The organism is Pseudomonas sp. B3G-3, from assembly GCF_028640915.1.
GTDB classification, from domain to species: Bacteria; Pseudomonadota; Gammaproteobacteria; order Pseudomonadales; family Pseudomonadaceae; genus Aquipseudomonas; species Aquipseudomonas chlororaphis_I.
Window position 1 is genome coordinate 45,479 of sequence record NZ_JAQZAB010000054.1, and the last position, 24,908, is coordinate 70,386.

Annotated in this window: 28 protein-coding genes; 16 read left to right on the plus strand and 12 right to left on the minus strand. The window is 62.8% G+C overall.

All coding sequences use genetic code 11. The features are described from left to right. The first annotated feature begins 40 nt into the window (after positions 1 to 40). Both PVZ80_RS00735 and PVZ80_RS00740 read left to right on the plus strand, forming a co-directional pair. Positions 41 to 1,579, plus strand: coding sequence for an EAL domain-containing protein (locus tag PVZ80_RS00735; protein WP_028682537.1), 1,539 nt, complete (start codon positions 41 to 43; stop codon positions 1,577 to 1,579). Between the two features lie 245 nt (positions 1,580 to 1,824). Further along, on the plus strand, positions 1,825 to 2,190 hold the full coding sequence (locus PVZ80_RS00740; RefSeq protein WP_009049335.1) for a histone-like nucleoid-structuring protein, MvaT/MvaU family: 366 nt from the start codon (positions 1,825 to 1,827) through the stop codon (positions 2,188 to 2,190). A gap of 223 nt (positions 2,191 to 2,413) precedes the next feature. Here PVZ80_RS00740 and PVZ80_RS00745 read toward each other — a convergent pair whose 3' ends face one another. After that, positions 2,414 to 2,941 (minus strand): DUF4946 domain-containing protein, encoded by a 528-nt coding sequence (locus PVZ80_RS00745; protein ID WP_009049336.1) that lies wholly within the window; start codon positions 2,939 to 2,941, stop codon positions 2,414 to 2,416. Between the two features lie 200 nt (positions 2,942 to 3,141). On the opposite strand from PVZ80_RS00745, the gene gloA reads away from it, so the two are divergent. Continuing rightward, positions 3,142 to 3,663: a lactoylglutathione lyase gene (gene gloA, locus PVZ80_RS00750; protein WP_009049337.1), complete on the plus strand. Its 522-nt coding sequence runs from the start codon at positions 3,142 to 3,144 to the stop codon at positions 3,661 to 3,663. Positions 3,664 to 3,813: 150 nt separating this feature from the next. On the opposite strand, the gene ahpF is transcribed toward gloA, so the two are convergent. From ahpF to PVZ80_RS00765, 3 genes are all read right to left on the minus strand, one after another. Beyond that, positions 3,814 to 5,379 (minus strand): alkyl hydroperoxide reductase subunit F, encoded by a 1,566-nt coding sequence (ahpF, locus tag PVZ80_RS00755; RefSeq protein ID WP_009049338.1) that lies wholly within the window; start codon positions 5,377 to 5,379, stop codon positions 3,814 to 3,816. A 123-nt stretch (positions 5,380 to 5,502) separates the two neighbouring features. Then, entirely contained in the window at positions 5,503 to 6,066 is a 564-nt protein-coding gene (ahpC, locus tag PVZ80_RS00760; RefSeq protein WP_273863312.1) for an alkyl hydroperoxide reductase subunit C, read from the minus strand. Between the two features lie 151 nt (positions 6,067 to 6,217). Beyond that, the gene (locus PVZ80_RS00765; RefSeq protein ID WP_038632844.1) at positions 6,218 to 7,156 is read right to left on the minus strand and encodes a site-specific integrase; all 939 of its coding nucleotides are present in this window, start codon (positions 7,154 to 7,156) and stop codon (positions 6,218 to 6,220) included. Between the two features lie 179 nt (positions 7,157 to 7,335). Between PVZ80_RS00765 and PVZ80_RS00770 the strand changes: the two genes are divergently transcribed. Then, positions 7,336 to 8,370 (plus strand): DNA-binding protein, encoded by a 1,035-nt coding sequence (locus PVZ80_RS00770; protein ID WP_028682534.1) that lies wholly within the window; start codon positions 7,336 to 7,338, stop codon positions 8,368 to 8,370. Here the strand turns inward: PVZ80_RS00770 and gorA are convergent. Together gorA and galU are read right to left on the minus strand one after the other, a co-directional pair. Further along, positions 8,367 to 9,725: a glutathione-disulfide reductase gene (gorA, locus tag PVZ80_RS00775; protein WP_273863313.1), complete on the minus strand. Its 1,359-nt coding sequence runs from the start codon at positions 9,723 to 9,725 to the stop codon at positions 8,367 to 8,369. The two genes, PVZ80_RS00770 and gorA, sit on opposite strands and share 4 nt — an antisense overlap. A gap of 131 nt (positions 9,726 to 9,856) precedes the next feature. Beyond that, positions 9,857 to 10,696, minus strand: a complete 840-nt coding sequence (gene galU / locus PVZ80_RS00780) for a UTP--glucose-1-phosphate uridylyltransferase GalU (protein WP_025129986.1) — start codon at positions 10,694 to 10,696, stop codon at positions 9,857 to 9,859. A 293-nt stretch (positions 10,697 to 10,989) separates the two neighbouring features. On the opposite strand from galU, the gene PVZ80_RS00785 reads away from it, so the two are divergent. Next, positions 10,990 to 11,178, plus strand: a complete 189-nt coding sequence (locus PVZ80_RS00785; protein ID WP_007921742.1) for a hypothetical protein — start codon at positions 10,990 to 10,992, stop codon at positions 11,176 to 11,178. A 155-nt stretch (positions 11,179 to 11,333) separates the two neighbouring features. After that, positions 11,334 to 11,615, plus strand: a complete 282-nt coding sequence (locus PVZ80_RS00790) for a hypothetical protein (protein WP_009049343.1) — start codon at positions 11,334 to 11,336, stop codon at positions 11,613 to 11,615. A gap of 12 nt (positions 11,616 to 11,627) precedes the next feature. On the opposite strand, the gene PVZ80_RS00795 is transcribed toward PVZ80_RS00790, so the two are convergent. The 4 genes from PVZ80_RS00795 to PVZ80_RS00810 form a co-directional block, all read right to left on the minus strand. Then, the gene (locus PVZ80_RS00795) at positions 11,628 to 11,858 is read right to left on the minus strand and encodes a hypothetical protein (protein WP_007921740.1); all 231 of its coding nucleotides are present in this window, start codon (positions 11,856 to 11,858) and stop codon (positions 11,628 to 11,630) included. 68 nt (positions 11,859 to 11,926) lie between these two features. Continuing rightward, a complete protein-coding gene (locus tag PVZ80_RS00800; RefSeq protein WP_110176490.1) occupies positions 11,927 to 12,850 on the minus strand; it encodes a c-type cytochrome in 924 nt (307 codons plus the stop codon). After that, positions 12,847 to 13,518, minus strand: a complete 672-nt coding sequence (locus tag PVZ80_RS00805; RefSeq protein ID WP_009049345.1) for a c-type cytochrome — start codon at positions 13,516 to 13,518, stop codon at positions 12,847 to 12,849. Before PVZ80_RS00805 ends, PVZ80_RS00800 begins: the two co-directional genes overlap by 4 nt. Before the next feature lie 184 nt (positions 13,519 to 13,702). After that, a complete protein-coding gene (locus PVZ80_RS00810; RefSeq protein ID WP_009049346.1) occupies positions 13,703 to 14,053 on the minus strand; it encodes a hypothetical protein in 351 nt (116 codons plus the stop codon). A 176-nt stretch (positions 14,054 to 14,229) separates the two neighbouring features. Between PVZ80_RS00810 and PVZ80_RS00815 the strand changes: the two genes are divergently transcribed. The 5 genes from PVZ80_RS00815 (at position 14,230) to ada (ending at position 17,381) form a co-directional block, all read left to right on the plus strand. Beyond that, a complete protein-coding gene (locus PVZ80_RS00815; RefSeq protein WP_007921735.1) occupies positions 14,230 to 14,532 on the plus strand; it encodes a DUF1883 domain-containing protein in 303 nt (100 codons plus the stop codon). A gap of 34 nt (positions 14,533 to 14,566) precedes the next feature. Continuing rightward, positions 14,567 to 14,737: a hypothetical protein gene (locus tag PVZ80_RS00820; protein ID WP_007921734.1), complete on the plus strand. Its 171-nt coding sequence runs from the start codon at positions 14,567 to 14,569 to the stop codon at positions 14,735 to 14,737. Between the two features lie 102 nt (positions 14,738 to 14,839). Beyond that, complete coding sequence (locus tag PVZ80_RS00825) at positions 14,840 to 15,556, plus strand: 2OG-Fe(II) oxygenase (protein ID WP_273863314.1); 717 nt, start codon at positions 14,840 to 14,842, stop codon at positions 15,554 to 15,556. Further along, positions 15,546 to 16,220, plus strand: coding sequence for a DNA oxidative demethylase AlkB (gene alkB / locus PVZ80_RS00830; protein ID WP_028682529.1), 675 nt, complete (start codon positions 15,546 to 15,548; stop codon positions 16,218 to 16,220). Before PVZ80_RS00825 ends, alkB begins: the two co-directional genes overlap by 11 nt. A gap of 87 nt (positions 16,221 to 16,307) precedes the next feature. Continuing rightward, entirely contained in the window at positions 16,308 to 17,381 is a 1,074-nt protein-coding gene (gene ada, locus PVZ80_RS00835) for a bifunctional DNA-binding transcriptional regulator/O6-methylguanine-DNA methyltransferase Ada (protein WP_009049349.1), read from the plus strand. Here the strand turns inward: ada and PVZ80_RS00840 are convergent. Beyond that, on the minus strand, positions 17,345 to 17,833 hold the full coding sequence (locus PVZ80_RS00840; RefSeq protein WP_041983416.1) for a GyrI-like domain-containing protein: 489 nt from the start codon (positions 17,831 to 17,833) through the stop codon (positions 17,345 to 17,347). The two genes, ada and PVZ80_RS00840, sit on opposite strands and share 37 nt — an antisense overlap. 49 nt (positions 17,834 to 17,882) lie before the next feature. Continuing rightward, a complete protein-coding gene (gene acuI / locus PVZ80_RS00845) occupies positions 17,883 to 18,866 on the minus strand; it encodes an acrylyl-CoA reductase (NADPH) (RefSeq protein ID WP_028682527.1) in 984 nt (327 codons plus the stop codon). Between the two features lie 318 nt (positions 18,867 to 19,184). Between acuI and PVZ80_RS00850 the strand changes: the two genes are divergently transcribed. The 5 genes from PVZ80_RS00850 to PVZ80_RS00870 all read left to right on the plus strand — a co-directional run bounded on the left by PVZ80_RS00850 (position 19,185) and on the right by PVZ80_RS00870 (position 24,859). After that, positions 19,185 to 20,249 (plus strand): NAD(P)H-dependent flavin oxidoreductase, encoded by a 1,065-nt coding sequence (locus PVZ80_RS00850; RefSeq protein WP_053269230.1) that lies wholly within the window; start codon positions 19,185 to 19,187, stop codon positions 20,247 to 20,249. A 173-nt stretch (positions 20,250 to 20,422) separates the two neighbouring features. Further along, on the plus strand, positions 20,423 to 21,190 hold the full coding sequence (gene modA, locus PVZ80_RS00855) for a molybdate ABC transporter substrate-binding protein (protein ID WP_038632868.1): 768 nt from the start codon (positions 20,423 to 20,425) through the stop codon (positions 21,188 to 21,190). Continuing rightward, the gene (modB, locus tag PVZ80_RS00860) at positions 21,191 to 21,871 is read left to right on the plus strand and encodes a molybdate ABC transporter permease subunit (protein WP_009049354.1); all 681 of its coding nucleotides are present in this window, start codon (positions 21,191 to 21,193) and stop codon (positions 21,869 to 21,871) included. A gap of 3 nt (positions 21,872 to 21,874) precedes the next feature. Then, on the plus strand, positions 21,875 to 22,963 hold the full coding sequence (modC, locus tag PVZ80_RS00865; RefSeq protein WP_135006671.1) for a molybdenum ABC transporter ATP-binding protein: 1,089 nt from the start codon (positions 21,875 to 21,877) through the stop codon (positions 22,961 to 22,963). A gap of 255 nt (positions 22,964 to 23,218) precedes the next feature. Next, entirely contained in the window at positions 23,219 to 24,859 is a 1,641-nt protein-coding gene (locus PVZ80_RS00870) for an ABC-F family ATP-binding cassette domain-containing protein (protein WP_273863315.1), read from the plus strand. Positions 24,860 to 24,908: the final 49 nt, after the last annotated feature.

The window sequence follows — 24,908 nt, forward strand, 5'->3', positions numbered from 1 at the left end:
AGTGTTTTCTGGCCTCCATTTCGCCACAGGTTTTTCCTCCATGCCATTGACCGCCAAAGGCCCGCTGAAACGCTCTACCCGCAATCTGTGGACCCTGCTGATCGGCTTGCTGCCGGTAGCGCTGGGCGTGGTCATCCTCTATATGCAGGCCGAGCGCGCGCTGATCCACAGCAGCCAGCAGACCGCCGAGGAAGCGATCCGCCAGTTCGACCTGATGCTCGACAACACCGACATCGCCGCCCGGTCGCTGATGGCGCAAGTCGGCCAGCCCTGCGACGATTTCCGGCAACTGGCCCTGCGCGAACAGGTGACTCGCCGCCCGTTCGTGCGCTCGACCAATCTGGTGTGGCGCAATGACAATTACTGCAGCTCGCTGCTCGGCCCGTCCTCGTTCGAGCTGGACCCGGCCAACTATGTCGACGGCAAGCTGTGGTTGATGGACGGCAACCCGGTCACGCCCAACACCGCGCTGCTGGTCTATCGCCTGCAAGAGGGCGAACGCGCGGTCCTGGCCAGCATCGACGGTTATCACCTGAGCAACGCCTTGCGCCTGATCAGCCGCTTTGCCGAGCTGCAACTGCAAGTGGGCCCCTACTGGCTGGCCGACGATGGCCAGGTCCACGAATCCGTCGCCCCGCCGCCCCCGGTAGCCCCTTATCGGATGGCCTCTTCGCGCTTTCCCTACAGCGTCAACGCGGGGTTCCCCGAGGGCGATATCTGGCTCTACATGAAGTCCCAGTACCCTGCCCTGTTCAGCCTGCTGATCTTTTTCGGGGTGCTGGCGGCGGTCCTTGGCCACTGGCTGCAAAAGCGCTCGTCGTCCCCCAGTCATGAACTGCAACGCGCCCTGGAAGCGGCCGAGTTCATCCCGTACTTCCAGCCCGTGGTGCGTGGCGACACCAAGCAGTGGGCCGGCATCGAAGTACTGATGCGCTGGAAACACCCTCGTGAAGGCCTGGTGCGTCCGGACCTGTTCATTCCCTTCGCCGAGCATTCCGGCCTGATCGTGCCCATGACCCGTTCGCTGATGCAGCAGACCGCCCTGCTGCTGGCGCCTCATGCCCATACCTTCATCGACGACTTTCATATCGGCATCAATATCACCGCCAGCCATTGCCAGGACCTGGAGTTGCTCGAGGATTGCCGGGAGTTTCTCGACCTGTTCCCGCCGGGCAAGGTGCGCCTGGTCCTGGAGTTGACCGAACGCGAACTGGTGGAGCCGACCGCGATCACCCACAGCCTGTTCGAGGAACTGCACAAGTTGGGGGTGATGATCGCCATCGACGACTTCGGCACCGGCCATTCAAGCCTGGGTTACTTGCGCAAGTTCAATGTCGACTATCTGAAGATCGACCAGAGCTTCGTGGCCATGATTGGGGTTGACGCCCTGTCCCGCCACATACTCGACAGCATCATCGAACTCTCGGGCAAACTCGAACTGGGGATAGTCGCCGAGGGTGTGGAAACAGCGGAACAACAGGACTATCTGGCCGCCCATGGAGTCGATTTCCTACAAGGCTACTTATTCGGCAGACCGATGCCCGGGGAAGATTTCCTACAAGCGCTGGCGCGCCATTAAATAGCCATTTCTGATGAAAATTTATTGAACTCGGCAATTGTTTCACGCACCAATTTGAATCAGAAGATGACAAATTGTGTGCACCAACAACGCCATGATTTACTTGCGCCAGATTAACTACTACAATTTTTCCAGCCTGTACAAGATTCGCAGGTGGGCCATTATAATCGAGTCGTTCTAAGGCTCTTGGCTTATAGCTTTGTTTGCGGTTGGTATCAGCCAAATACACTATTGGAGTAAAGATATTGTCCAGACTCGCTGAATTTCGTGCAGCAGAAAAGGCCCTTCAAGAACAGCTCGCCCAGCTGGAATCCCTGAAGAACGACGCCGGACTCAAGAAAGAAATCGAGTTCGAGGAAAAGCTCCAGGGCCTGATGAAGACCTACGGCAAAAGCCTGCGCGACATTATCGCCATTCTCGATCCTCATCCGGGCAAATCCGCTCTGCCGCTCTCGGGCGCGCCGAAAACCCGTCGTGCACGCGTGGTCAAGGTTTATCAGAACCCGCACACCGGCGAGTTGATCGAAACCAAGGGCGGCAATCATCGCGGCCTTAAAGCCTGGAAAGAACAGTACGGCGCTGCCACTGTAGATTCCTGGCTGCGCAGTTAAGTAACCGATGTATATAAAAGACCCTGCCTATGCAGGGTCTTTACCTTTAAACGAAGGCTGTTTGTTTCGAAATCGAATAAGTTGCAGCCCATAGATTGCCTGAGCGGCAATAAACACCCAGCCGAAACTGCAGCTGCCCCCCCAATCCCCCTGCCCGATCCTACAACTTTGTATTTAGTTCAAAGGCGCGAAACGCGCTGGCCGACGTAGCACAATCGTCCTGTTAAAGTTTCAGGCTACTTCGCACCCCGCGGATTTCCTCCTGGCTTTCGGCATAAACCGCAGCCTGTCCGGCATAAGACAATACATAGGCCTTATCGCCATCGACAGCCGCCACCAGTGTTTGCGACAACACATGGCGGCCGTTTTCGGTAATGGTGCAAGTGGTTTCCAGCGCCGCCAGACGACTCAATGTCGTGTCATGAATGCGCGTGCACACACTTTGATAACCGCCGCGCCCAAAGTCCTTCTGCACCGACTTGCGCATCTCCAGCAAGACCGCCTGCAAATTGACCTGATGCCCGCTTTCAACTTGAGTCATGGTCAACTCCATGACCATCAACGGCGTACCGCCGGCATCGTTCTTCACCGCGCGCTGGCGGAATACCTTGGCCGGTTGTTCTTGCGCCTGTGGCAACTCTTCGATCTGCCAGCCGCTGGGCCAGGTGATCACCGGGTCCGCCGCCTCGGCCAGGGCCGGAAGCAGAAGCCAGGACGCAAGCAGGCACAGGGTTTTGAACGATAAGCGCATGGTCATGAACACGTAGGGGGCGGGCCCTGAAGTCTGAGGCTGGCAGGAGTATCGAGCAACAGGTTCGTAGCTTTGTGTTTGGTGCGCCCTGCCGCTCTTGCGTATCATTGCCCGACCGCAAGGACGCCCGAAGCCCTGCAAGCCAAGGGACTGCTCGTCAGCGCGAGCGCCGTTTGCCCCACTTCTTTTCCGGAGGGCCCATGAGCCTGCACGAACTCAATACTTTCCCCGGCGTGACTGCCCAGCCTGACACCGCCACTACCAACTTTGTGTTCAACCACACCATGTTGCGGGTCAAGGACATCACCCAGTCCCTGGATTTCTACACCCGCGTCCTGGGTTTCTCGCTGGTGGAAAAACGCGACTTCCCCGAAGCCGAATTCAGCCTGTACTTCCTCGCCCTGGTGGACAAGGCGCAGATCCCGGCCGACGCCGCGGCCCGTACCGAATGGATGAAATCGATCCCTGGCATCCTCGAGCTGACCCACAACCACGGCACCGAGAACGACGCGGCTTTCGCCTATCACAACGGCAACACCGACCCGCGCGGCTTTGGCCATATCTGCATTTCGGTGCCGGATATCGTCGCCGCCTGCGAGCGCTTCGAAGCCCTGGGCTGCGATTTCCAGAAGCGCCTGAACGACGGCCGCATGAAGAGCCTGGCCTTTATCAAGGACCCGGACGGCTACTGGGTGGAGATCATCCAGCCAGCGCCGCTGTAACCCACCTGTATTGCCCGCGATAGGCACAACGCGGTTTGCCTGACTCACCGCGTTATCGTTGATCGCGAGCAAGCTTCGCTCCTACAGAAGCCACCAACAAAAAACCCCATGAGCCAAGGCTCATGGGGTTTTGTTTTTTCCGCTGTCGACTCAGGCCGGCGCGGAGGTGCGGATCAGGTGGTCGAAGGCACTCAGCGAAGCCTTGGCGCCCTCGCCTACCGCGATCACGATCTGCTTGTACGGCACGGTGGTCACGTCACCGGCGGCAAACACGCCGGGCAGCGAAGTCTCGCCACGGGCATCGACAATGATCTCGCCACGGGGCGACAGCTCGACAGTGCCCTTGAGCCAGTCGGTGTTCGGCAGCAGACCGATCTGCACGAAGATCCCTTCCAGGTCGACGGTGTTGAACTCGCCCGAATCGCGGTCCTTGTACACCAGGCCGGTGACTTTCTGGCCGTCACCCTTGACTTCGCTGGTCAGCGCGCTGGTGATCACCTTGACGTTCGCCAGGCTGTACAGCTTGCGTTGCAACACGGCGTCGGCGCGCAGCTTGCTGTCGAACTCCAGCAGGGTCACGTGGCTGACGATACCCGCCAGGTCGATGGCCGCTTCGACGCCGGAGTTACCACCACCGATCACCGCCACACGCTTGCCCTTGAACAGCGGACCGTCGCAGTGCGGGCAGAAGCACACGCCCTTGGCCTTGTATTCCTGCTCGCCGGGCACCCCCATCTCGCGCCAGCGGGCACCGGTGGCCAGGATCAGCGACTTGGCCTTGAGGCTCGCGCCGCTTTCGAAACGCACTTCGTGCAGGCCGCCGACTTCCTTGGCCGGCACCAGCGCGCTGGCGCGCTGCAGGTTCATGATGTCGACGTCGTATTGACGAACGTGCTCTTCCAGGGCGCTGGCCAGTTTCGGCCCTTCGGTTTCCTGGACCGAGACGAAGTTCTCGATCGCCATGGTGTCCAGCACCTGGCCGCCGAAACGCTCGGCCGCGACACCGGTGCGGATGCCTTTGCGGGCCGCGTAGATCGCCGCCGACGCACCGGCCGGGCCACCGCCGACCACCAGGACATCGAAGGCGTCCTTGGCGCTGATTTTTTCCGCCTGCTTCTCGATGGCGCCGGTGTCGAGCTTGCCGAGGATTTCTTCCAGGCCCATGCGGCCCTGGCCGAAGTTCACGCCATTGAGGTAGACACTGGGGACCGCCATGATCTTGCGATCGTTGACTTCGTCCTGGAACAGCGCGCCGTCGATGGCGACGTGGCGGATGTTCGGGTTCAGCACCGCCATCAGGTTCAGCGCCTGGACCACGTCCGGGCAGTTCTGGCAGGACAGCGAGAAGTAAGTCTCGAAGTTGAACTCGCCTTTGAGGGCGCGGATCTGTTCGATCACTTCGACACTGGCTTTCGAGGGGTGGCCGCCGACTTGCAGCAAGGCCAGCACCAGGGAAGTGAATTCGTGGCCCATGGGGATGCCGGCGAAACGCAGGCTGATGTCGGCACCCGGGCGATTGATCGAGAACGATGGTTTACGTGCATCGTTACCGTTGTCGAGCAAGGTAATCTGGCTGGAAAGACTGGCAACGTCTTTCAGCAATTCGAGCATTTCCTGGGATTTCGCACCGTCGTCGAGAGAGGCAACGATCTCGATCGGCTGGGTGACCCGTTCCAGGTATGACTTCAACTGGGCTTTAAGATTGGCGTCCAACATACGGGCGATTTCCTTTTATTCAGATCGAAAAAAAACGCCCGAGCGAATCTCGCCCGGGCGTTCTTGAGGGCGGTGCAGCTGACTTAGGTGCGGCGGTCCGCCCTGCTGTAGCGAGTCACAGGCTTAGATCTTGCCGACCAGGTCCAGGGAAGGAGCCAGGGTAGCCTCGCCTTCTTTCCACTTGGCTGGGCAGACTTCGCCTGGATGGGCAGCGACGTATTGAGCGGCCTTGATCTTGCGCAGCAGCTCGGAAGCGTCACGGCCGACACCGCCGTCGTTGATTTCAACGATCTTGATCTGGCCTTCCGGGTTGATCACGAAGGTGCCACGGTCAGCCAGACCGGCTTCTTCGATCAGCACGTCGAAGTTGCGGGAGATGGCCAGGGTCGGGTCGCCGATCATGGTGTAGCGGATCTTGCCGATGGCTGGCGAAGTGTTGTGCCAGGCGGCATGGGCAAAGTGGGTGTCAGTCGAAACGCTGTAGATTTCCACGCCCAGTTTCTGGAATTCGGCGTAGTTGTCTGCCAGGTCTTCCAGCTCGGTTGGGCAAACGAAGGTGAAGTCGGCCGGGTAGAAGAACACGACGGACCATTTGCCTTTCAGAGTGGCGTCCGACACTTCGATGAACTCGCCATTTTTGAAAGCGGTTGCTTTGAACGGTTTGATTTGGCTGTTGATGATAGGCATCGGTGATTCTCCATCAGTGGGTAAAAACTTGGGTTGAAAACTTGATGGGGAGAATCCTAACCAATGATCCCAGCCGAGGCTCATTGGCAAAGCTGATGCTGCTGATTAGGTTTCGCTATTAGAGCGCAGTATTAATAGAAGAAATGCGTATTTACTCGGCGACCGGCTTTTCCTGGGTCAGGGCCATGCCGAGAAACGGACTGGCTTCGACGTAACGCATAGCCGACTTGATGTCCTTCCAGCCGACATAGCTCATCAGCGACTTGAGGTCCCAGCCACTGCGATGGGCCCAGGTGGCAAATCCGCGGCGCAAGGAGTGGCTGGTGTATTGCTCGGCGGCGACCCCGGCGCGCTCCAGCGCCTGGCGCAATAACGGGATCACGCTGTTGGCGTGCAGGCCCTCCTCGCTCAGATGGCCCCAGCGGTCGATGCCACGGAACACCGGACCGCGCACCAGGGCGGCGACGTTGATCCATTCGATATAGGCCTGGACCGGGCATAGCCGGCGCAGCGCCGGGGTGTGCCAGGTCTTGCCGAGGTTGTCGCGGTCGCTCTTGCTGCGGGGCAGATACAGGCTGATGCCGGAACCCGCCACCGCCTGCACATGCTCGATCTGTAGCCGGCACAGCTCATCGCTGCGAAAGCCGCGCCAGAACCCCAGGAGAATCAGCGCACTGTCACGCCGCGCGCGCAGCAGGGCCGGTTGATTGTCATCGAGCCGGGCCTGGCTGGCTTCCTGCTCCAACCAGGCGATTACCTGCTCCAGATGCTGCAACTGCAAGGGTTCGGCCTGTTTCTCCTGGGCCGGGTGCAGCGCGCGAATGCCCTTGAACACCTGGCGCACCACTGGCGCCTTGGTCGGGTCGGCGAAACCCTGGCTGTTGTGCCACTGCGCCAGGGCCGAGAGCCGCAGCTTCAGGGTGTTGATCGACAGCTCCCCCGCGTACGCCACCAGATAACGCGCCACGCTGTCGCTGGTCGCCGGCAGAAACCCGCCCCAGGTCACCTCGAAATGCTCGATGGCTGCCCGGTAACTGCGCCGGGTGTTGTCGCGGGTCGCGGCGTGCAGGTAACGATCCAGTTCACTCATGGCTTGCTCGACTCGTGTTGCGGTACGGAAATGGCGGGCTGAAACAGGGCGATCTAGCTATGACACGGGGTAATACCAGTATATCCCATGTCAATAATTCGAATATTTATCTTTGTTTTTATTGTACAATTACACTTTATACATACCACGTAAAAAAGTACGTAATCGTAGGAGATCCCATGGCTCGTGGCGGCGTTAACAAGGCGGTGGTGCAAATCGCCCGTTCGGCAATCCTCGCCCGCGGCGAACACCCCAGCATCGATGCGGTGCGCATCGAAATGGGCAATACCGGCTCGAAGACCACCATCCATCGCTACCTGAAGGAGCTGGAGCAGAGCGAAGCCCGCCGCGCCGCGCCCCAGGAAGCCCTGGAAGAAGAGCTGACGGAACTGGTCCAGCGCATGGCCCAACGCCTGCGCGAACAAGCCCAGGAGCCTGTGGAGCAGGCACAGGCACAGGTGGAGGAAATGAATCGGGAGCTGGTGGCGCAGCAGGCCACAGCCGAGCAGGCACAGGCCCAACTTCGGCAACAACTGCAGACCCAGACGTCAGCCCTGGCCAGCGAAAGCGCGCTGCTGCAGGAGACCCGCTCCATGCTGCAGAGCGAACAGACGCGCAATGCCGGGCTGAACCAGGCCCTGGCGGACTTCGAGTTGCGCCTGAAAGACAAGGACGAGCAGATTCGCTCGCTGGAAGAAAAGCACCTGCACGCCCGGGACGCCCTCGAGCACTACCGCAGCGCGGTCAAGGAACAGCGCGAACAGGATCAGCGCCGCCATGAAGGCCAGCTACAACAGGTGCAACAGGAACTGCGCCAGGCCCAGCAAAGCGCCCTGGTGCGCCAGGACGAGATCACCCAGTTGCACCGCGACAACGAACGCCTGACCAGCGAGCAGCGCGCCACCCAGAAGGAGCTGCGCCAGGCGCAGGAGCAGGCACAGAAGACCGACAGCAAGCTTGGCCAGTTGATGGAGCAATCCAGCCGCCTGAACAGCGAACACACCCTCCTCCAGGAACGCCTGCGCGTCGCCTTGCTGGAGAGTCATGAGTTCAAGCAGAACCTGGAGCAACAGCTGCAGGACAACCGACAACTGGAACTGCGCGCCGCCAAGGCCGAGGCCAGCCTGGAGGCCCTGCAACTGGCTACCGCCGCAAAGGCCGAGGCGCAGCCAGCAACAGAAGAACAGCGGCCGGAGCCGCCAGAACAGGCTTAACCGGCGACCGGCGTGCGCATGGTGACGAACTCTTCGGCGGCCGTCGGGTGCACCCCGATGGTTTCGTCGAAGTCACGCTTGGTGGCGCCGGCCTTCAAGGCAATCGCCAGGCCCTGGACGATCTCGCCAGCGTCCGGGCCGACCATATGGCAGCCCAGTACCTTGTCGGTGTCGGCATCCACCACCAGCTTCATCAGCGTGCGCTCCTGGCACTCGGTCAGGGTCAGCTTCATCGGCCGGAAGCGGCTTTCGAAAATCTGCACCTTGTGCCCGGCTTCACGCGCCTGCTCTTCGGTCAGGCCGACGGTGCCGATATTCGGCAGGCTGAACACCGCGGTCGGGATCATGTTGTAGTCCACCGGACGATACTGCTCCGGCTTGAACAGACGCCGCGCCACGGCCATGCCTTCTGCCAGGGCCACCGGCGTCAACTGCACACGCCCGATCACGTCGCCAATCGCCAGGATCGACGGCTCGGCACTCTGGTACTGCTCATCGACCTCGATGAAGCCACGCTTGTCGAGCTTCACCCCGGTATTTTCCAGCCCCAGGTTGTCGAGCATCGGCCGCCGGCCGGTGGCGTAGAACACACAATCGGTGGCCAGCTCGCGACCATCCTTGAGGGTGACCTTCAGGCTGCCATCGGCCTGCTTTTCGATACGCTCGATATCGGCGTTGAACTGCAGGTCGAGCCCACGCTTGGTCAGCTCTTCCTGCAAGTGCTTGCGCACCGCGCCGTCGAAGCCACGCAGGAACAGCTCACCGCGATACAGCAGCTTGGTGTCCGCGCCCAGGCCGTGGAAGATCCCGGCGAATTCCACCGCGATATAACCGCCGCCCACCACCAGGATGCGCTTGGGCAGTTCCTTGAGGAAAAACGCCTCGTTGGAGCTGATGGCGTGTTCGCGCCCCGGAATATCCGGGATCTGCGGCCAGCCGCCGGTGGCGATCAGGATGTGCTTGGCGCTGTAGCGCTGGCCATTGATCTCCACCTGGTGCGGGTCGATCAGCCTGGCGTGGCCTTCGTGCAGGGTCACGCCGCTGTTGACCAGCAGATTGCGATAGATGCCGTTCAGGCGATTGATCTCGCGATCCTTGTTGGCGATCAGCGTGGCCCAGTCGAAATCGGCCTCGCCCAGGCTCCAGCCGAAGCCTGCGGACTGTTCGAAGTCCTCGGCGAAGTGGGCGCCGTACACCAGCAGTTTTTTCGGCACGCAGCCGACGTTGACACAGGTACCGCCCAGATAGCGGCTTTCGGCGACCGCGACTTTCGCGCCAAAGCCCGCGGCGAACCGCGCCGAACGCACACCGCCGGAACCGGCGCCAATTACATAAAGATCAAAATCGTAGGCCATTTCACTCTCCCAGGCAGGCTGACAGCATAACCGCAGATGCGCATGCGGTCAGCGCTAGAGGATTTACATAGGGGCATAAAACGAAAAAGCCACCCGAAGGTGGCTTTTCAGTACAAGGACCAAGCGGGCTATCAGTAAGCCTTGCCGGTCTTGTAGAAGTGTTCGAAGCAGAAGTTGGTCGCTTCGATGTAGCCTTCGGCGCCACCGCAGTCGAAACGCTTGCCCTTGAACTTGTAGGCAATCACACAACCGTCCTGCGCCTGCTTCATCAGGGCGTCAGTGATCTGGATCTCGCCGCCTTTGCCTGGCTCGGTCTGTTCGATCAGGCCGAAGATGTCCGGGGTCAGGATGTAACGACCGATGATCGCCAGGTTCGACGGAGCGTCTTCCGGCTTCGGCTTCTCGACCATGTTGCGCACGCGGTAGAGGTCGTCACCGATCAGGTCACCGGCGATCACCCCGTACTTGTTGGTTTCCTGCGGGTCGACTTCCTGGATCGCGACGATGGTGCAGCGATACTGCTTGTACAGCTTGACCATCTGGGTCAGGACGCCGTCGCCTTCCAGGTTCACGCACAGGTCGTCCGCCAGGACCACGGCGAACGGCTCGTCGCCGATCAGTGGACGGCCGGTCAGGATCGCGTGGCCCAGGCCTTTCATTTCAGTCTGACGGGTGTAGGAGAACGAGCACTCGTCCAGCAGCTTGCGGATGCCGACCAGGTATTTTTCCTTGTCGGTGCCCTTGATCTGGTTTTCCAGCTCGTAGCTGATGTCGAAGTGGTCTTCCAGGGCGCGCTTGCCGCGACCGGTGACGATGGAGATTTCGTTCAGGCCGGCGTCCAGTGCTTCTTCAACGCCGTACTGGATCAGTGGCTTGTTCACCACCGGCAGCATTTCTTTGGGCATGGCTTTAGTCGCTGGCAGGAAGCGAGTACCGTAACCGGCTGCTGGGAACAAGCATTTCTTGATCATATGAGTCCTTAAAAGGGCTGTACGTACGAATTTCGGCGCAGTCTAATCAGGCCGCGTGCACCTTACAATGGGCCGCGCTGGCTAACCGCTGCCATCTAAGAGAAATATTGCCGCGGATAGTTCCGCACTGGCTGCGAACATAGCTGCGCAGCATCGTACAGATAACCCGCGCCGTAAACCGCCATCTGGCCGCAAAGCCTTGATTTTCTGCGTTTGAACCCTCGTCCGCACTCTTGCAGCGGCTCGTTTACCGCTATCATGGCGCCCTTGAACCCCGCCAACGAGGCAGATAAATGTCGGCAACAAAAAGCGTAAACGGTTATCAGATCAAGCAGTTGAAAGACGGTCAGTGGTGGCTGGTCAGTGCCCAGGGCGAGAACGTCGCCGGACCTTTCGCCAGCGAGGCGATGGCGGTCGAAGTGGCATCGGTGTTCGAGGACTCGGCTGGCCACGCCTCGGCGCGTCGCAGCCCCAAGTCCTGAGACTGTCCCCGCACCGAAGAGCCCTGCCCTGCGCAGGGCTTTTTCATGCCGATCTGTACCGCAGTGGCGGTTCGCTATAGCATCTCGTCCAAGACGCTCGCCAAGGGTGTCCAGCCCTCCCCCGGAGCTCAAACTTCTCGACGACGACCACACCCATGCACAAACTTCTGGCACTGACTGCGGTACTGGTCCTGAGCGGATGCGCCACCGTTTCCGATACCTACCTGGAAAACGGCGAACAAGGCCTGAGCATCGATTGCTCCGGCGAGGCCAGCTCCTGGGCCAGCTGCTATGAAAAGGCCGACGCCTCCTGTGCCGGCACCGGCTATCGGATCATCGGCACCGACGGCACGCCGTCACTCAAGGAAAGCGACAAGACCCTGGGGGCGGATGTCGGCAACTACAAAAGCCGCAGTGTCGTAGTGGTCTGCAAGTAACAGACACCCGGCCTACATATGAATCTCGGCAAACTTGATGCCCAGGTTGCGAATGGTTTCGATCAGGTCGTCCAGCCGGTCGAATGACTCGACTTCATCGTTGTCATCCACAAGAAAATAGCTGCGCCCCGCGCTTTTCTTGAAGAACACGATCCATTCCCCGGAATTCGCCGGATTCTGAATCACATGGGTCGCAGAGATATGCCCCTCTGCATGCCTCTCCCGGACTGTTTCGCGCTTCATGCTTTCTCCCAAAAAACGATGCCGCCGAAACCTGGATTTCGACGGCATCTTTGACAATGGCCGACAGTTTATCGGATGCCCTGGCCAATCAGCACGCCATCTACCGTCTGGCCATACAGATTGACCCCATCGTTGGCGTGGAACTTGAGCCGGGTCTTCTCGATGGAGCCCTCCACCAGCCGCGGATCCTGCGGCCGCTCATGGCGATTGACGAACGCCGCCACGTCCCAGGCCTGCTGGTCGCTCAGGCTGCCGGCCTTGCCCAGGGGCATGTTGTATTTGATAAAGGACGCGGCGGTGTTGATCCGGTGCATGCCGGCGCCCCAGTTGTACGAGTCCTTGCCCCAGAGCGGCGGCATGACATAGTCGGCGCCGACCTTCTGACCCTGACCGTTATCGCCATGGCAGACCGCGCATTGCGCCCGGTACACCTGCTCGCCACGGGCCAGGTCGTAGCCCTGGGCCGGTTGCGGCACCTCGGGATAACCACGCCCGGGCAACTCGACACCGATCGGTGCCTTGCTCGCCAGCCAATAGGAGTACACCGACAACGCGGAGATCTCGTAGCTGTCGGCAGCCGGCGGCGTGCCGTTCATGCTGAACTGGAAGCAGCCCTGCAAGCGCTCGGCGTAGGTGTTCACCTTGTTGTTCTTCTTGCGATACGCCGGGTACATCGGATAGGCGCCCCACAGCGGCGCGGAGTTGGCCAGCCGCCCCTGATCCAGGTGGCAATTGCTGCAATTGAGCCCATTACCGACGAACTTCGGCGCCAGGCGCTTGGTGTCGACGAACAGCGCATAACCGTCGCGGACCATCTTGCCGTAGGCATTGTCTGGCAGTTCGCTCTCTGCTGGTGGCTGGAAATACTGGGGATGGACAGCACTCGCTGCCGGCTCCCGCAACTGTGATTGGTCTTCCATGGTGACCGCGGCGCCATGAACCTGGGTCGCCAGCAAGACGAGGGAAAAGCCCAATAGAAGATCACGGCTCATGGCTTGGGCTCCTGGTTATCGGCCTTGGCGGACAGGCTGCCGACCTTGGCAAAGTAGTCGGCCACCGCCGTGATTTCCTCAGGGCTCAGGGCCTTGGCGATGTGTCCCATCAGATCGTTCGGGTCGTTGCGGCGCGTGCCGTCGCGCCAGGCATTCAACTGCCCGACCAGATAAGCCGCGGGCTGCCCGGCCAACGGCGGAAAGGCGTCTCCGACACCCACGCCACCCGGTCCGTGGCAGATCACGCATTCCGGGACCTGCCGTTCCCAGGCGCCGCGCAGGGCCAGCCTTGCACCGACCCCCTCGGCCATGGCGCTGCGGTTGATCGGCGCTGGCGTCACAGCCGGCATGGCCGCCAGGGTCTGGCTGACCGCGTCTATCTCGTCATCGCTCAGGGCCTTGGCCAGTGGCTGCATGACCGGATTGCTGCGCGCACCGCTGCGAAAATCTTCCAGCTGCTTGCGCAGATAACCCGCCGACAATCCCGCCAGACGTGGAAATCCGGCGGCTGCCAAACCCAGACCATCACCACCGTGACAGGCCAGGCAGGCCGTGGCGCCGGGCTGCGCTCCACCCTGGGTAAACACTTTCTGCCCATCCACGGCCTGGGCACTGGCGACAAAAAACAGCATCAGGCTGCTCAGCAGTATTCGATCCATGGGGATCATGGCGAACTCCATTTTTCTAGTTATATCCTTAGGCTTATTTTATATAAGCCTACAAAGAGTAGGCCAATAGACCTTTGGCTACAACGCGAAACCCACCGAGCCTGCCTTGTCACCGGGCACAAAAAAGCCCGCCCTCGCCACGGAAATCCGGGCCAGGGCGGGCTCTTGAAAAATCCCTCGGCGATCAGCCGGAAATGCAGTCCTCCGCCGCCTTGCGGATATCGCCCGGACGCATGGGCACATTGGACATGCTTTCATGCAGCTTGATGCTGCTGCCGCCGGAACGTTCCTCGATATCGAACACCGCGGTCGGCCCTGCCGACAGTTTCTGCGGAACGATAACGCGCATACCGTCCTTATGCGGTTCGACCTGCAACTGGCCACGGCTGTCAGCCAGTTTGTCGCTGACGCACTTGGCGTACTCCTGCGGCTTTTTCCCTGAAATCACGTTCAGGGTGGGCAGTGTCTGGTTAATGTCCGAGACTGTCGCACAACCACTGATCGCCAAGGCCAGAATCAACACACCCCACTTCATACATTTCCTCCGATAAAGACCGTCCGACCGCAGAAATGGCATTTTTCTCCGGATCAGTCAGATTTATCCTAAATAATCGGCAAATAACTGTTTTAAATTGTCAAAGCCGCCGGCCGCGGCCTGATAAACTGCGCCATCGTTTTGATTTTGTAGCAAAAGCCCTTCTGGAGGCGCCCATGAAATTTATCCACCAGCGCGAGCACCTCAACGAAGACGATATCGTCGTCATCGAATGCTCCCAGGTCTGCAACATCCGCCTGATGAACGACGCCAACTTCCGAAGCTTCAAGAACGGCGGACGTCACACTTATCATGGCGGCGCGTTCGACAAGTTCCCGGCCAAGATCACCGCACCGAGCACCGGCTTCTGGAACATCACCATCGACACCGTCAACCGCCGGCCCATCAGCGTCACCCGCAAGCCGAACCTGACCCACTCGATCAAGATCATCCGCCGGTCCAGCTCGAAACTGCGCTGAACCCCGCCCCAGTCCGCGACAAACAGGTATCACCGTGGCCCAAACGACCAAGTACGTCATCAAATACAAACTCAACGGCGAACGCCGTTTCGAGTTCGCCCAGCTGGAAAGTGGCACTCAGGAAGAAGCCAAGGCCGCGCTGGAAGCCCTGCACGGCCAGACCGACGACGTCATCAGCGACGTCAGCGTGAGCAAGGCGCTGTAAGCCCCTGCTTCTGTGACGAATTCGAGCGCAAGCAGCGGAGTGTGAGCGGCCCGCGCGCTTCCTAGACTGGCGGATATCAGCCTCTGCCCCAGGAATGCCAGGATGTCCGCCTCCTCCCTCGAACAACGTCTTGCCTGCCTGGACTGGCCCTCGATCGAGCGGCAACTCGACCAGGACGGCAGCGCAGTGATCGGCAACCTGCTCAGCGCCGATGAATGTCATGAGCTCAGCAGTTTGTATCCGCGCAGCGAATGGTTTCGTTCGCGAGTGGTCATGGCCAGGCACGGTTTCGGCCGCGGCGAATACCAGTATTTCGCCTACCCCTTGCCGAAGCTGGTCGCCGAACTGCGTGGCCAGCTCTATCCGCACCTGATGCCGCTGGCCAACCTCTGGAACCAGCTGATGAATATCCCCGTGCAATATCCGCCCCGACACGAAGACTTTCTCCAGCGCTGCCACGCCGCCGGTCAGCAGCGGCCGACGCCCTTGTTGCTGCAATATGGCCCGCAGGATTACAACTGCCTGCACCAGGACTTGTATGGCGACAACGTATTCCCCTTGCAGGTGGCGATCCTGCTGTCACGCCCCGGCGCCGACTTCAGCGGCGGCGAATTCGTCATCACCGAACAGCGCCCGCGCATGCAGTCGCGGCCGCAGGTCATCGATCTGAAGCAGGGTGATGCGCTGATCTTCGCCGTGCATCATCGTCCGGTACCCGGCGTGCGCGGCCATTACCGGGTGACGTTGCGCCATGGCGTCAGCCGCCTGCACAGCGGCCGCCGCCATACGCTAGGAGTGATCTTCCACGATGCCCAGTAACGCTAACTTCACCGCCGAGCTGTTCGGCGAACCCGAACTGCAACAGGCGCCCCACACCGAACAGGTCGGCCCGCAGTCCTTCGTGTTCCGTGGCTTCGCCCTGCCCTGGGTCGAGCGCCTGCTGCCAGCCCTGCGTGACGTACTGCGGGCCGCGCCGTTCCGGCAGATGGTCACGCCGGGCGGCTTCACCATGTCGGTCGGCCTGAGCAGTTGCGGCGAGCTGGGCTGGACCACCGACCGCAGCGGCTACCGTTACACCGCCATCGATCCGCAGAGCGGCCAGCCCTGGCCGGCGATGCCCGAAGTGTTGCGCGAACTGGCCCAGGCCGCCGCGACCCAGGCCGGTTTTGCCGGGTTCGATCCGGACGCCTGCCTGATCAATCACTATGTGCCCGGCGCCCGCATGTCCCTGCACCAGGACAAGGACGAGCGCGACTACGACGCGCCGATCGTCTCCGTCTCCCTGGGCTTGCCGGCGGTGTTTCAGCTGGGTGGCGAGCGGCGCAGCGACCGCCCGTTGCGGGTGCCGCTGCTGCATGGCGATGTGGTGGTCTGGGGCGGCGTCGACCGCCTGCGCTATCACGGCGTGCTGCCGCTCAAGGACGGCACGCACCCGCTGCTGGGCCCACGGCGCATCAACCTGACCTTTCGCCGGGCCGCTTGATCCCGCGGGAATTCAAGCGCAAGACTCGGAGTGCCAGGCCCCCTGCCCTTGGTTAATCTGAGCGACAACCGCCACCGAGTAGAGTCCATGACCATGGTCCAGCCCAAGCCCACCACCGCAAGCGATCCCCGCTGGCTCGCCGTCCTGGCCCGTGATGCGCGCGCCGATGGCCAGTTCGTCTATGGGGTGAAAACCACCGGGGTCTACTGCCGCCCCAGCAGCCTGTCGCGCCTGCCCCGGCCGGAGAACGTCGAGTTCTTCGACACCGCGGAACAAGCCGAGGCCGCCGGTTACCGGCCGAGCAAACGCAGCGCCAGCGACCAGACCCAGGTAGCCGCGCACCATGCCAGCCTGGTAGCGGCCGCATGCCGGCAGATCGAGTTGGCCGAAGCACCGCCCAGCCTGAAACAGCTGGCCGAGCAAGCCGGCATGAGCAGTTTCCACTTTCACCGGGTATTCAAGGCCGCCACCGGGCTGACCCCCAAAGGCTACGCCAGCGCCCACCGTTCGCGGCGGGTGCGGCGCCAGCTGGAGCACGGCCATTCGGTGACCGACGCGCTGTACGACGCCGGTTTCAACTCCAATAGCCGCTTCTATGAAACCGCCGACCAGTTGCTCGGCATGAAACCCAGTGACTACCGCGCCGGCGGCCTGAACGCCGATATCCGCTTCGCCGTCGGCCAGTGTTCCCTGGGCGCGATCCTGGTCGCCCAGAGCAATCGTGGGGTCTGCGCGATCCTGCTGGGCGACGACCCCAATGCCCTGGTGCAGGACCTGCAGGACAAATTCCCGCGGGCCAACCTGATCGGCGCCGACCAGGACTTCGAGCAACTGGTGGCCAAGGTGGTGGGGTTTATCGAAGCGCCGGCCATTGGCCTCGACCTGCCGCTGGACCTGCAAGGCACGGCCTTCCAGGAGCGGGTGTGGCTGGCCCTCAAGGAGATTCCGCCGGGCAGCACCGCCAGCTACGCCGAGATCGCCCAGCGGATCGGCGCGCCGAAATCCTTTCGCGCCGTGGCCCAGGCCTGTGGCGCCAACAGCCTGGCGGTGGCGATCCCTTGCCACCGGGTGGTGCGCAGCGACGGCCACCTGTCCGGCTACCGCTGGGGCGTGGAGCGCAAGCGTCAGTTGCTCGAGCGCGAGGGCTCGTCCGAGGCTTGAATGCCGATGTACACCGACACCGATTCCGGCCCGGTGTACACCTCGAAGTCCGTGGCGAAGCGCCGACGGACCTGCGGATTGTCCTCGAAGTAGGCCCAGACCAGGCCCCAGGTCTGGATCACCACCTGCGGCATCGGCCCCTTGGCGGAGAACGCCAGGTACTCGCCACCCTGCACCTGCACCAGCGGATAGTCGGCATTGCCCTCACCCACCGCCACACCGGCGGTGACATCGAAGTGCCCCAAGGCATCGGACTCGTAGTTGGAGTACACGCCGTAGATGAACGAGTCCGACTGCCGGTGGCCGATGCTGTCGAACAGGCCTTCGACAAAAAACCGCTCCCACATCGGCCCGATCCGCGCGCTGTCCGCTTGTTGCTCATCGACATTGCAGGTACGTACCTGCAAGCCCGAAACGCAGAAAGGCTGAACCTCTCGCAGTTTGACATCCATGCTTCGTACTCCTGTCTGGCGTTTATCTGGGTGACCGGTGCGCACGGTATCAGCGATTCACATCCACCACCACGCGCCCGCGCAACTCGCCGGCCAGCAGGCGCGATGCGGCAGCGATGGCTTCGCTGAGGCCGATCTCATGGCTGATCAACGGCAACAGGGCCGGGTCCAGATTACGCGCCAGGCGCTGCCAGGCCTCGATGCGCCGGGCCTTGGGCTGGGTCACGCTGTTGATCCCGACCAGAGTCACGCCCCGCAGAATGAAGGGCGCTACCGACGCCGGGAAGTCCATGCCCTGGGCCAGCCCGCAAGCGGCCACAGTGCCGTTGGCCTGGGTGCTGGCGCAGGCATTGGCCAGGGTATGGCTGCCCACCGAGTCGATCACCGCCGCCCAGCGCTCCTTGGCCAAAGGCTTGCCCGGCGCGGACAGGCTGGCGCGGTCGATGATCTCGCTGGCGCCCAGGCGCTTGAGGTAGTCCTGCTCGGCAGTGCGCCCGGTGGATGCCACCACCCGATAACCGAGCCGGGCCAGCAGGGCTATGGCAAAGCTGCCGACCCCACCATTGGCCCCGGTGACCAGCACCTCGCCCTGGTTCGGAGTCAGGCCGTGGCGCTCCAGCGCCAGGATGCTGAGCATCGCCGTGTACCCGGCCGTGCCGATGGCCATGGCCTCGGCCGCGCTGAACGCCTGGGGCAAGGGAATCAGCCAGTCGCCGTCCAGCCGCGCCTTCTGCGCCAGCCCGCCCCAGTGTCCTTCGCCCACGCCCCAGCCGTTGAGCAACACCTGGTCGCCGGGCTGGTAATCCGGGTGGCTGCTGTCTTCGACGATGCCCGCCAGATCGATCCCCGGGACCATGGGAAACTTGCGCACCACCGGGCTGCTGCCGGTGATGGCCAGGCCATCCTTGAAGTTCAGGGTGCTGTAGGCCACCCGCACCGTCACATTGCCCTCGGGCAACTGCGCTTCGTCAATCTCGCGCAGCGCCGCGCGATAACCGGCGTCGTCTTTCTCGATCAAAATACCCTTGAACATGACTGCCTCCCGATGGGCCCATGGCCGGGCCGTGAACTTGAGTTTCAGCTTGCAAAGCCCCCACCTTCCCAGCCCGTGCGGGAAAAATCCACGCTCTTTTCGTCGTAGGCCACACCCTGCCCGTAGGAGCGAGGCTTGCCCGCGATAGCCTTATCACTGGCAGCCCAGGTGGCGGCCCTGATCCCGTCTCGCGAGCAAGCTCGCTCCTACAGGGGATCGCCAGGCTCCGGCCAAAGTCGACTGGCCTTGGTCGTCCATCTCCTGATACAACCCCCCGGGTTGCCGTCCTTATCTCTTGACGTCGGAGCATCATTCAACATGAGCCAATGGCCTGACACCCGTATTCTCGACCTGCTGGGCATCGAGCTGCCGATCATCCAGGCGCCCATGGCCGGTGCCACCACTACGGCCATGGTGATCGCCGCCGCCCAGGCCGGCGCGCTGGGCTCCCTGCCCTGCGCCATGCTCAGCCCCGAGCAGATTCGCCAGGACGTGCAGAGCATTCGCCAGGCTACATCTGCCCCGCTGAACCTGAACTTCTTCTGCCACCAGAACCCGATACCCGACCCGGAACGGGAAATCCGCTGGAAAAACGCCCTGGAACCCTACTACCGCGAACTCGGCGCCGACTTCGAGGCGCCGACCCCGGTCAGCAGCCGCGCCCCCTTCGACACCGTCAGCTGCGAACTGGTGGAGGAGCTGCGTCCGGAAATCGTCAGCTTCCACTTCGGCCTGCCGGAGCCGGCCCTGCTCGCGCGGGTCAAGGCCACCGGGGCGAAGGTGCTGTCGTCGGCCAGCACCGTCGATGAGGCGATCTGGCTGGAGCAGCGTGGCTGTGACGCGATCATCGCCATGGGCTACGAGGCCGGCGGCCATCGGGCGATCTTCCTCAGCGAAGACCTCAACACCCAGGTCGGCACCATGGCCCTGGTGCCGCAGATCGTCGATGCGGTGCAGGTGCCGGTGATCGCCGCCGGCGGGATCGGCGACGCCCGCGGCATAGTCGCCGCCTTCGCCCTCGGCGCCTCGGCGGCGCAACTGGGCACCGCCTACCTGTTCACCCCGGAAGCCAAGGTCAGCGCCGCCCATCACCAGGCCCTGCGCACCGCCAAGGACAGCCAGACCGCCCTGACCAACCTGTTCACCGGCCGCCCGGCGCGGGGCATCGTCAACCGGGTGATGCGCGAGATCGGCCCGATCAGCCCACTGGCCCCGGCCTTTCCCCTCGCCGGTGGCGCGCTGATGCCATTGCGCGCCAAGAATGAGGCCGACTTCGCCAACCTCTGGGCCGGCCAGGCCCTGCGCCTGGGGCTGGAACTGCCGGCCTACGAGTTGACCCGCACGCTGGCCGAGCAAGCCCTGGCCAAGCTCAACAGAGGCTAAAAACCCCAGGGCCGCGACTCCGCTCGCGGCCCGCTGCCCACTCCAACTCCTGCCACAGTTCCGTTCGCTGGCGATTCGCTATATATTTCCGTATACAGCGTTTCACCCACCCCCGGTGCAGTCCCTTTCCATATCCCCCACTGCCCAACGTCCCTTCGCCAATGGAGCTGTTCATGAACCGTCGTCTCTCAGGTTTTGCCCCGACCTGCCTTGCCGCTGTGCTCGCCGCCTGCGCTTTCGGCTCGGCCCAGGCCGATGAAGTCCAGGTCGCGGTCGCCGCCAACTTCACCGCGCCGATCCAGGCGATCGCCGCCGACTTCGAGAAAGACACCGGGCACAAGCTGGTGGCCGCCTATGGCGCGACCGGGCAGTTCTATACCCAGATCAAGAATGGCGCGCCGTTCGAAGTCTTCCTCGCCGCCGACGACAGCACCCCGGCAAAACTCGAAAGCGAAGGCGCCACCGTCAAGGGCTCGCGCTTCACCTACGCCATTGGCACCCTGGCGCTGTGGTCGGCCAAGGATGCCTACGTCGACAGCAAGGGCCAGGTGCTCAAGGACAACCACTACCAGCACCTGTCCATCGCCAACCCGAAAGCCGCGCCTTACGGCCTGGCCGCCACCCAGGTATTGGCCAGGCTAGGCCTGACCGAGCAGGTCAAGGGCAAGATCGTCGAAGGCCAGAACATCACCCAGGCCTATCAGTTCGTCTCCACCGGCAATGCCGAACTGGGCTTTGTCGCCTTGTCGCAGATCTACAAAGACGGCAAAGTCAGCAGCGGCTCAGCCTGGATAGTTCCGGCGCAGATGCACGACCCGATCAAACAAGACGCGGTGATCCTCAACAAGGGCAAGGACAACCCGGCGGCCAAGGCCCTGGTTGACTACCTCAAGGGAGCGAAAGCCGCGGCCGTCATCCAGTCCTACGGTTACCAACTCTAAATGCCGCTATCGAGTGCCGACTTTTCCGCCATCTGGCTGACCCTGCAACTGGCGTCGCTGACGACCCTGATCCTGCTGATCGTCGGTACGCCGATTGCCTTGTGGCTGTCGCGCACTCGCTCGTGGCTGCGGGGGCCGATCGGCGCCATCGTCGCCCTGCCCCTGGTCCTGCCGCCGACGGTGATCGGCTTCTACCTGCTGCTCGCCCTCGGCCCCAACGGCTATATCGGCCAACTCACCCAGGCCCTCGGCCTGGGCACCCTGACCTTCAGTTTCAGTGGCCTGGTGATTGGCTCGGTGATCTATTCCATGCCCTTTGTCGTGCAGCCGCTGCAGAACGCCTTTACCGCGATCGGCACCCGTCCGCTGGAAGTGGCGGCGACCCTGCGCGCCAATCCCTGGGACACCTTCTTCAGCGTGATCCTGCCGCTGGCCAGGCCGGGCTTCATCACCGCGGCCATTCTCGGTTTTGCCCACACCGTCGGCGAGTTCGGCGTGGTGCTGATGATCGGCGGCAATATTCCCGAAAAAACCCGGGTGGTCTCGGTGCAGATCTACGACCACGTCGAAGCCCTGGAATACGCCCAGGCCCACTGGCTGGCCGCCGCCATGCTGGTGTTCTCGTTCCTGGTGTTGCTGGCGTTGTACTCCAGCCGCAAAACCCGCGCTGGCTGGAGTTGAGTCGTGAGTGCATCGATCCATGTGCGCCTCAAGCGCCGTTACAAAACCTTCGACCTGGATCTCGACCTGGAGCTGCCGGGCCGTGGCGTCACCGCCTTGTACGGGCATTCCGGCTCCGGCAAGACCACCTGCCTGCGCTGCATCGCCGGCCTGGAGCAGGCCGAACAGGGCCTGGTACGGATCAACGACGAAGTCTGGCAGGACAGTGAACGTCAGCTGTTTATGCCACCGCACAAACGTTCCCTGGGCTACGTGTTCCAGGAAGCCAGCCTGTTCGCCCACCTCTCGGTGCAGGCCAATCTGGAGTTCGGCCTCAAGCGCATCCCCCGCGCGCAACGCCGTGTGGACATGGCCCAGGCCACCGAGCTGCTGGGCATCGGCCACCTGCTGCAGCGCCATCCGCACAACCTGTCCGGCGGCGAGCGCCAGCGCATCGGCATTGCCCGCGCGCTGCTGACCAGCCCGCGGCTGCTGCTGATGGACGAGCCCTTGGCGGCCCTCGACAGCAAACGCAAAAGCGAGATCCTGCCGTACCTCGAACGCCTGCATGACGAGCTGGAGATCCCGGTGCTGTACGTCAGCCATTCCCAGGATGAGGTGGCGCGCCTGGCCGACCATATCGTGCTGCTGGAAAACGGCCGCGCCCTGGCCAGCGGGCCGATCGGCGAAACCCTGGCCCGTCTCGACCTGCCCCTGGCCCTGGGCGACGACGCCGGGGTGGTGATCGAAGGCCAGGTCAGCCACTACGACGCCGGCTACCAGCTGCTCGCCCTGCAACTGCCCGGCAGCCAGTTGCGGGTGCGGGTCGCCCATGCGCCGATGACCATTGGCAAGCACCTGCGCTTCAAGGTCCAGGCGCGGGACGTCAGCCTCAGCCTGCAAGCCGGCGAACACAGCAGCATCCTCAACCGCCTGCCGGTGACGGTCAGCGGCGAAATCCCCGCCGACAACACCGCCCATGTCCTGGTGCGCCTGGACGTCGCCGGCACCCCGCTGCTGGCGCGAATCACCCGCTATTCCCGCGACCAGCTGCAACTGCACCCGGGCCAGCAACTCTGGGCGCAGATCAAGGCGGTGGCCGTGCTCGCCTGAGCCGCGCGCCGGGCGCAAGCGTTTCTCGCGAGCAAGCTCGCGCCTACCAGGGCGAGTATTGGATCTGTAGGAGCGAGCTTGCTCGCGATAGCCGCGCCGCGGGTTGTCATCCGGCCCACCCACGCGTTAGGCTAGCCGCCCTTCCCCGTCACCGGACGATTGCCGACGTGAACAACTAAGCCTTCCAGAAATGTATTCGCGACAAGCCGCCTTGCTGCGCTTGTTGGCCTTTTTCGACATTCTCCGGAGGTGCTGATGACTCACGTCACACGGCTGCCTGCGCTGGTTTCCCTGAACCAGCTGACATTCCAGTTCGCCCATGGCGAAACCCTGTTCGATTCACTCGACCTGACATTCGATGCCTTGCCCACCGGCATAGTCGGGCGTAACGGCACTGGCAAGAGCGTGCTCGCGCGCCTGATCGCCGGCGAGCTTGCGCCGTCCTCGGGCAGCGTCACGCGCTTCGCCCGCCTGGCTTATGTGGCCCAGGAACACCTGGCGCAGGAGGGCCAGAGCGTTGCCCAGGTCACCGGCATCGCTGAGGCCCTGGCCGCCCTCGAGCGCCTCGCCGCGGGCCAGGCCTCGATGGCCGACCTGGCGCAGGTCGACGAGCGCTGGGACCTTGGCGAACGCCTGCGCCGCCTGCTGGACGAGGCCGGTCTCGACACGGTCGGCCCCGACGATCCGGCCGCCAGCCTCAGCGGCGGGCAACGCGCGCGTATCGCGGTGATCGGCGCCCTGCTCAGCGATGCCCATCTGCTGATACTCGACGAACCCAGCAACCACCTCGACGAGCCCGGTCGCCAGTGGCTGCTGACGCAGCTCCAGCAGTGGCGCGGCGGACTGCTGCTGATCAGCCATGACCGCCAATTGCTGGCGCAGATGCAGCGCATCGTCGAACTCACGCCTCACGGCGCGCGAGTCTACGGCGGCAACTACGCGGCATTCCGCGCCCAGCGCGAAGCCGAGCACGGCGCGGCGCGGGCCGCCCTGGAGCACGCGCGAACCGAACGCAGTCGCGAACAAAAACGCCTGCAACGCGAACACGACACCATCCAGCGCCACGCCGCCGGCGCCCGACGTTATGCCGACACCGCCAACATCGCCAGCTTTGAACGGAGGAAGATAAAAAGCGCCGCTCGGGACATCATGGGCCAGGTGCGCAACCGTCAGCAGGGCCACAAGAACAACCTCGATCAGCAGGTCCGCGACGCCTATGCGCGGGTAGTGCCGGAGGCGCCAACCCTGGTGACGCTGCCCGGCGCCGCGGTGCCCCAGGGGCAACAGGTGTTCTGCCTGACCCGAGCGCAATTGCCCTGGCTGCCGCCCGAGGCCGCCTCCAGCTACCTCGACCTGACCGTCACCGGGCCCATGCGCATCGCGGTCAGCGGGCCCAATGGCTGCGGAAAATCCACGCTGCTGAAGATGCTGGCCGGCGAGATCCAGCCCTTGAGCGGCCAGTGCCAGGTGCGGCTGGCCAGTGCTTGCCTTGACCAGCGCCTGTCGCTGCTCGATCCCGAGCGTTCGATCCTCGACCACCTGGGGGCGCTCGACCGGCCACTGCAGGAAGGCCTGCTGCGCAGCCGCCTGGCCTGGCTGCAACTCGATGCCCAGCGCGTGACCCAGCCCTGTGGCCGGCTCAGCGGCGGCGAACGCCTCAAGGCCGCGCTGGCGATTGCCCTGTGGCGTGAGACGCCGGCCAAGCTGCTGCTCCTGGACGAGCCGACCAACCACCTGGACCTGGAATCGGTGGAAGCCTTCGAAAGCGCGCTGCGCGATTTCCCAGGCGCGATGCTGGTGGTGTCCCACGACCGCGAGTTCCTCGCCGCCATGGCACCCAGCCACCGGCTGCAATGGACGGCAGCGGGCTGGAGACTGGACGAGGCCGGCCAATGAACAGGCTTTTGCGCGAATTTCAGAGTTGCTTCTATAGTTGCTCTGAGCA

What these genes read in the sequence shown, in the direction of transcription:
- ahpF (WP_009049338.1), bottom strand. Translation starts at nt 5,379, where the DNA reads ATGTTGGACGCCAATCTTAAAGCCCAGTTGAAGTCATACCTGGAACGG.
- gloA (WP_009049337.1), top strand. Translation starts at nt 3,142, where the DNA reads ATGAGCCTGCACGAACTCAATACTTTCCCCGGCGTGACTGCCCAGCCT.
- PVZ80_RS00810 (WP_009049346.1), bottom strand. Translation starts at nt 14,053, where the DNA reads ATGAAGTGGGGTGTGTTGATTCTGGCCTTGGCGATCAGTGGTTGTGCG.
- PVZ80_RS00790 (WP_009049343.1), top strand. Translation starts at nt 11,334, where the DNA reads ATGCACAAACTTCTGGCACTGACTGCGGTACTGGTCCTGAGCGGATGC.
- galU (WP_025129986.1), bottom strand. Translation starts at nt 10,696, where the DNA reads ATGATCAAGAAATGCTTGTTCCCAGCAGCCGGTTACGGTACTCGCTTC.
- modA (WP_038632868.1), top strand. Translation starts at nt 20,423, where the DNA reads ATGAACCGTCGTCTCTCAGGTTTTGCCCCGACCTGCCTTGCCGCTGTG.
- PVZ80_RS00765 (WP_038632844.1), bottom strand. Translation starts at nt 7,156, where the DNA reads ATGAGTGAACTGGATCGTTACCTGCACGCCGCGACCCGCGACAACACC.
- PVZ80_RS00735 (WP_028682537.1), top strand. Translation starts at nt 41, where the DNA reads ATGCCATTGACCGCCAAAGGCCCGCTGAAACGCTCTACCCGCAATCTG.
- PVZ80_RS00850 (WP_053269230.1), top strand. Translation starts at nt 19,185, where the DNA reads ATGAGCCAATGGCCTGACACCCGTATTCTCGACCTGCTGGGCATCGAG.
- PVZ80_RS00825 (WP_273863314.1), top strand. Translation starts at nt 14,840, where the DNA reads ATGTCCGCCTCCTCCCTCGAACAACGTCTTGCCTGCCTGGACTGGCCC.
- modB (WP_009049354.1), top strand. Translation starts at nt 21,191, where the DNA reads ATGCCGCTATCGAGTGCCGACTTTTCCGCCATCTGGCTGACCCTGCAA.
- ada (WP_009049349.1), top strand. Translation starts at nt 16,308, where the DNA reads ATGACCATGGTCCAGCCCAAGCCCACCACCGCAAGCGATCCCCGCTGG.
- acuI (WP_028682527.1), bottom strand. Translation starts at nt 18,866, where the DNA reads ATGTTCAAGGGTATTTTGATCGAGAAAGACGACGCCGGTTATCGCGCG.
- PVZ80_RS00795 (WP_007921740.1), bottom strand. Translation starts at nt 11,858, where the DNA reads ATGAAGCGCGAAACAGTCCGGGAGAGGCATGCAGAGGGGCATATCTCT.
- PVZ80_RS00745 (WP_009049336.1), bottom strand. Translation starts at nt 2,941, where the DNA reads ATGCGCTTATCGTTCAAAACCCTGTGCCTGCTTGCGTCCTGGCTTCTG.
- PVZ80_RS00870 (WP_273863315.1), top strand. Translation starts at nt 23,219, where the DNA reads ATGACTCACGTCACACGGCTGCCTGCGCTGGTTTCCCTGAACCAGCTG.
- gorA (WP_273863313.1), bottom strand. Translation starts at nt 9,725, where the DNA reads ATGGCCTACGATTTTGATCTTTATGTAATTGGCGCCGGTTCCGGCGGT.
- PVZ80_RS00800 (WP_110176490.1), bottom strand. Translation starts at nt 12,850, where the DNA reads ATGAGCCGTGATCTTCTATTGGGCTTTTCCCTCGTCTTGCTGGCGACC.
- PVZ80_RS00805 (WP_009049345.1), bottom strand. Translation starts at nt 13,518, where the DNA reads ATGATCCCCATGGATCGAATACTGCTGAGCAGCCTGATGCTGTTTTTT.
- PVZ80_RS00770 (WP_028682534.1), top strand. Translation starts at nt 7,336, where the DNA reads ATGGCTCGTGGCGGCGTTAACAAGGCGGTGGTGCAAATCGCCCGTTCG.
- alkB (WP_028682529.1), top strand. Translation starts at nt 15,546, where the DNA reads ATGCCCAGTAACGCTAACTTCACCGCCGAGCTGTTCGGCGAACCCGAA.
- ahpC (WP_273863312.1), bottom strand. Translation starts at nt 6,066, where the DNA reads ATGCCTATCATCAACAGCCAAATCAAACCGTTCAAAGCAACCGCTTTC.
- PVZ80_RS00785 (WP_007921742.1), top strand. Translation starts at nt 10,990, where the DNA reads ATGTCGGCAACAAAAAGCGTAAACGGTTATCAGATCAAGCAGTTGAAA.
- PVZ80_RS00815 (WP_007921735.1), top strand. Translation starts at nt 14,230, where the DNA reads ATGAAATTTATCCACCAGCGCGAGCACCTCAACGAAGACGATATCGTC.
- PVZ80_RS00840 (WP_041983416.1), bottom strand. Translation starts at nt 17,833, where the DNA reads ATGGATGTCAAACTGCGAGAGGTTCAGCCTTTCTGCGTTTCGGGCTTG.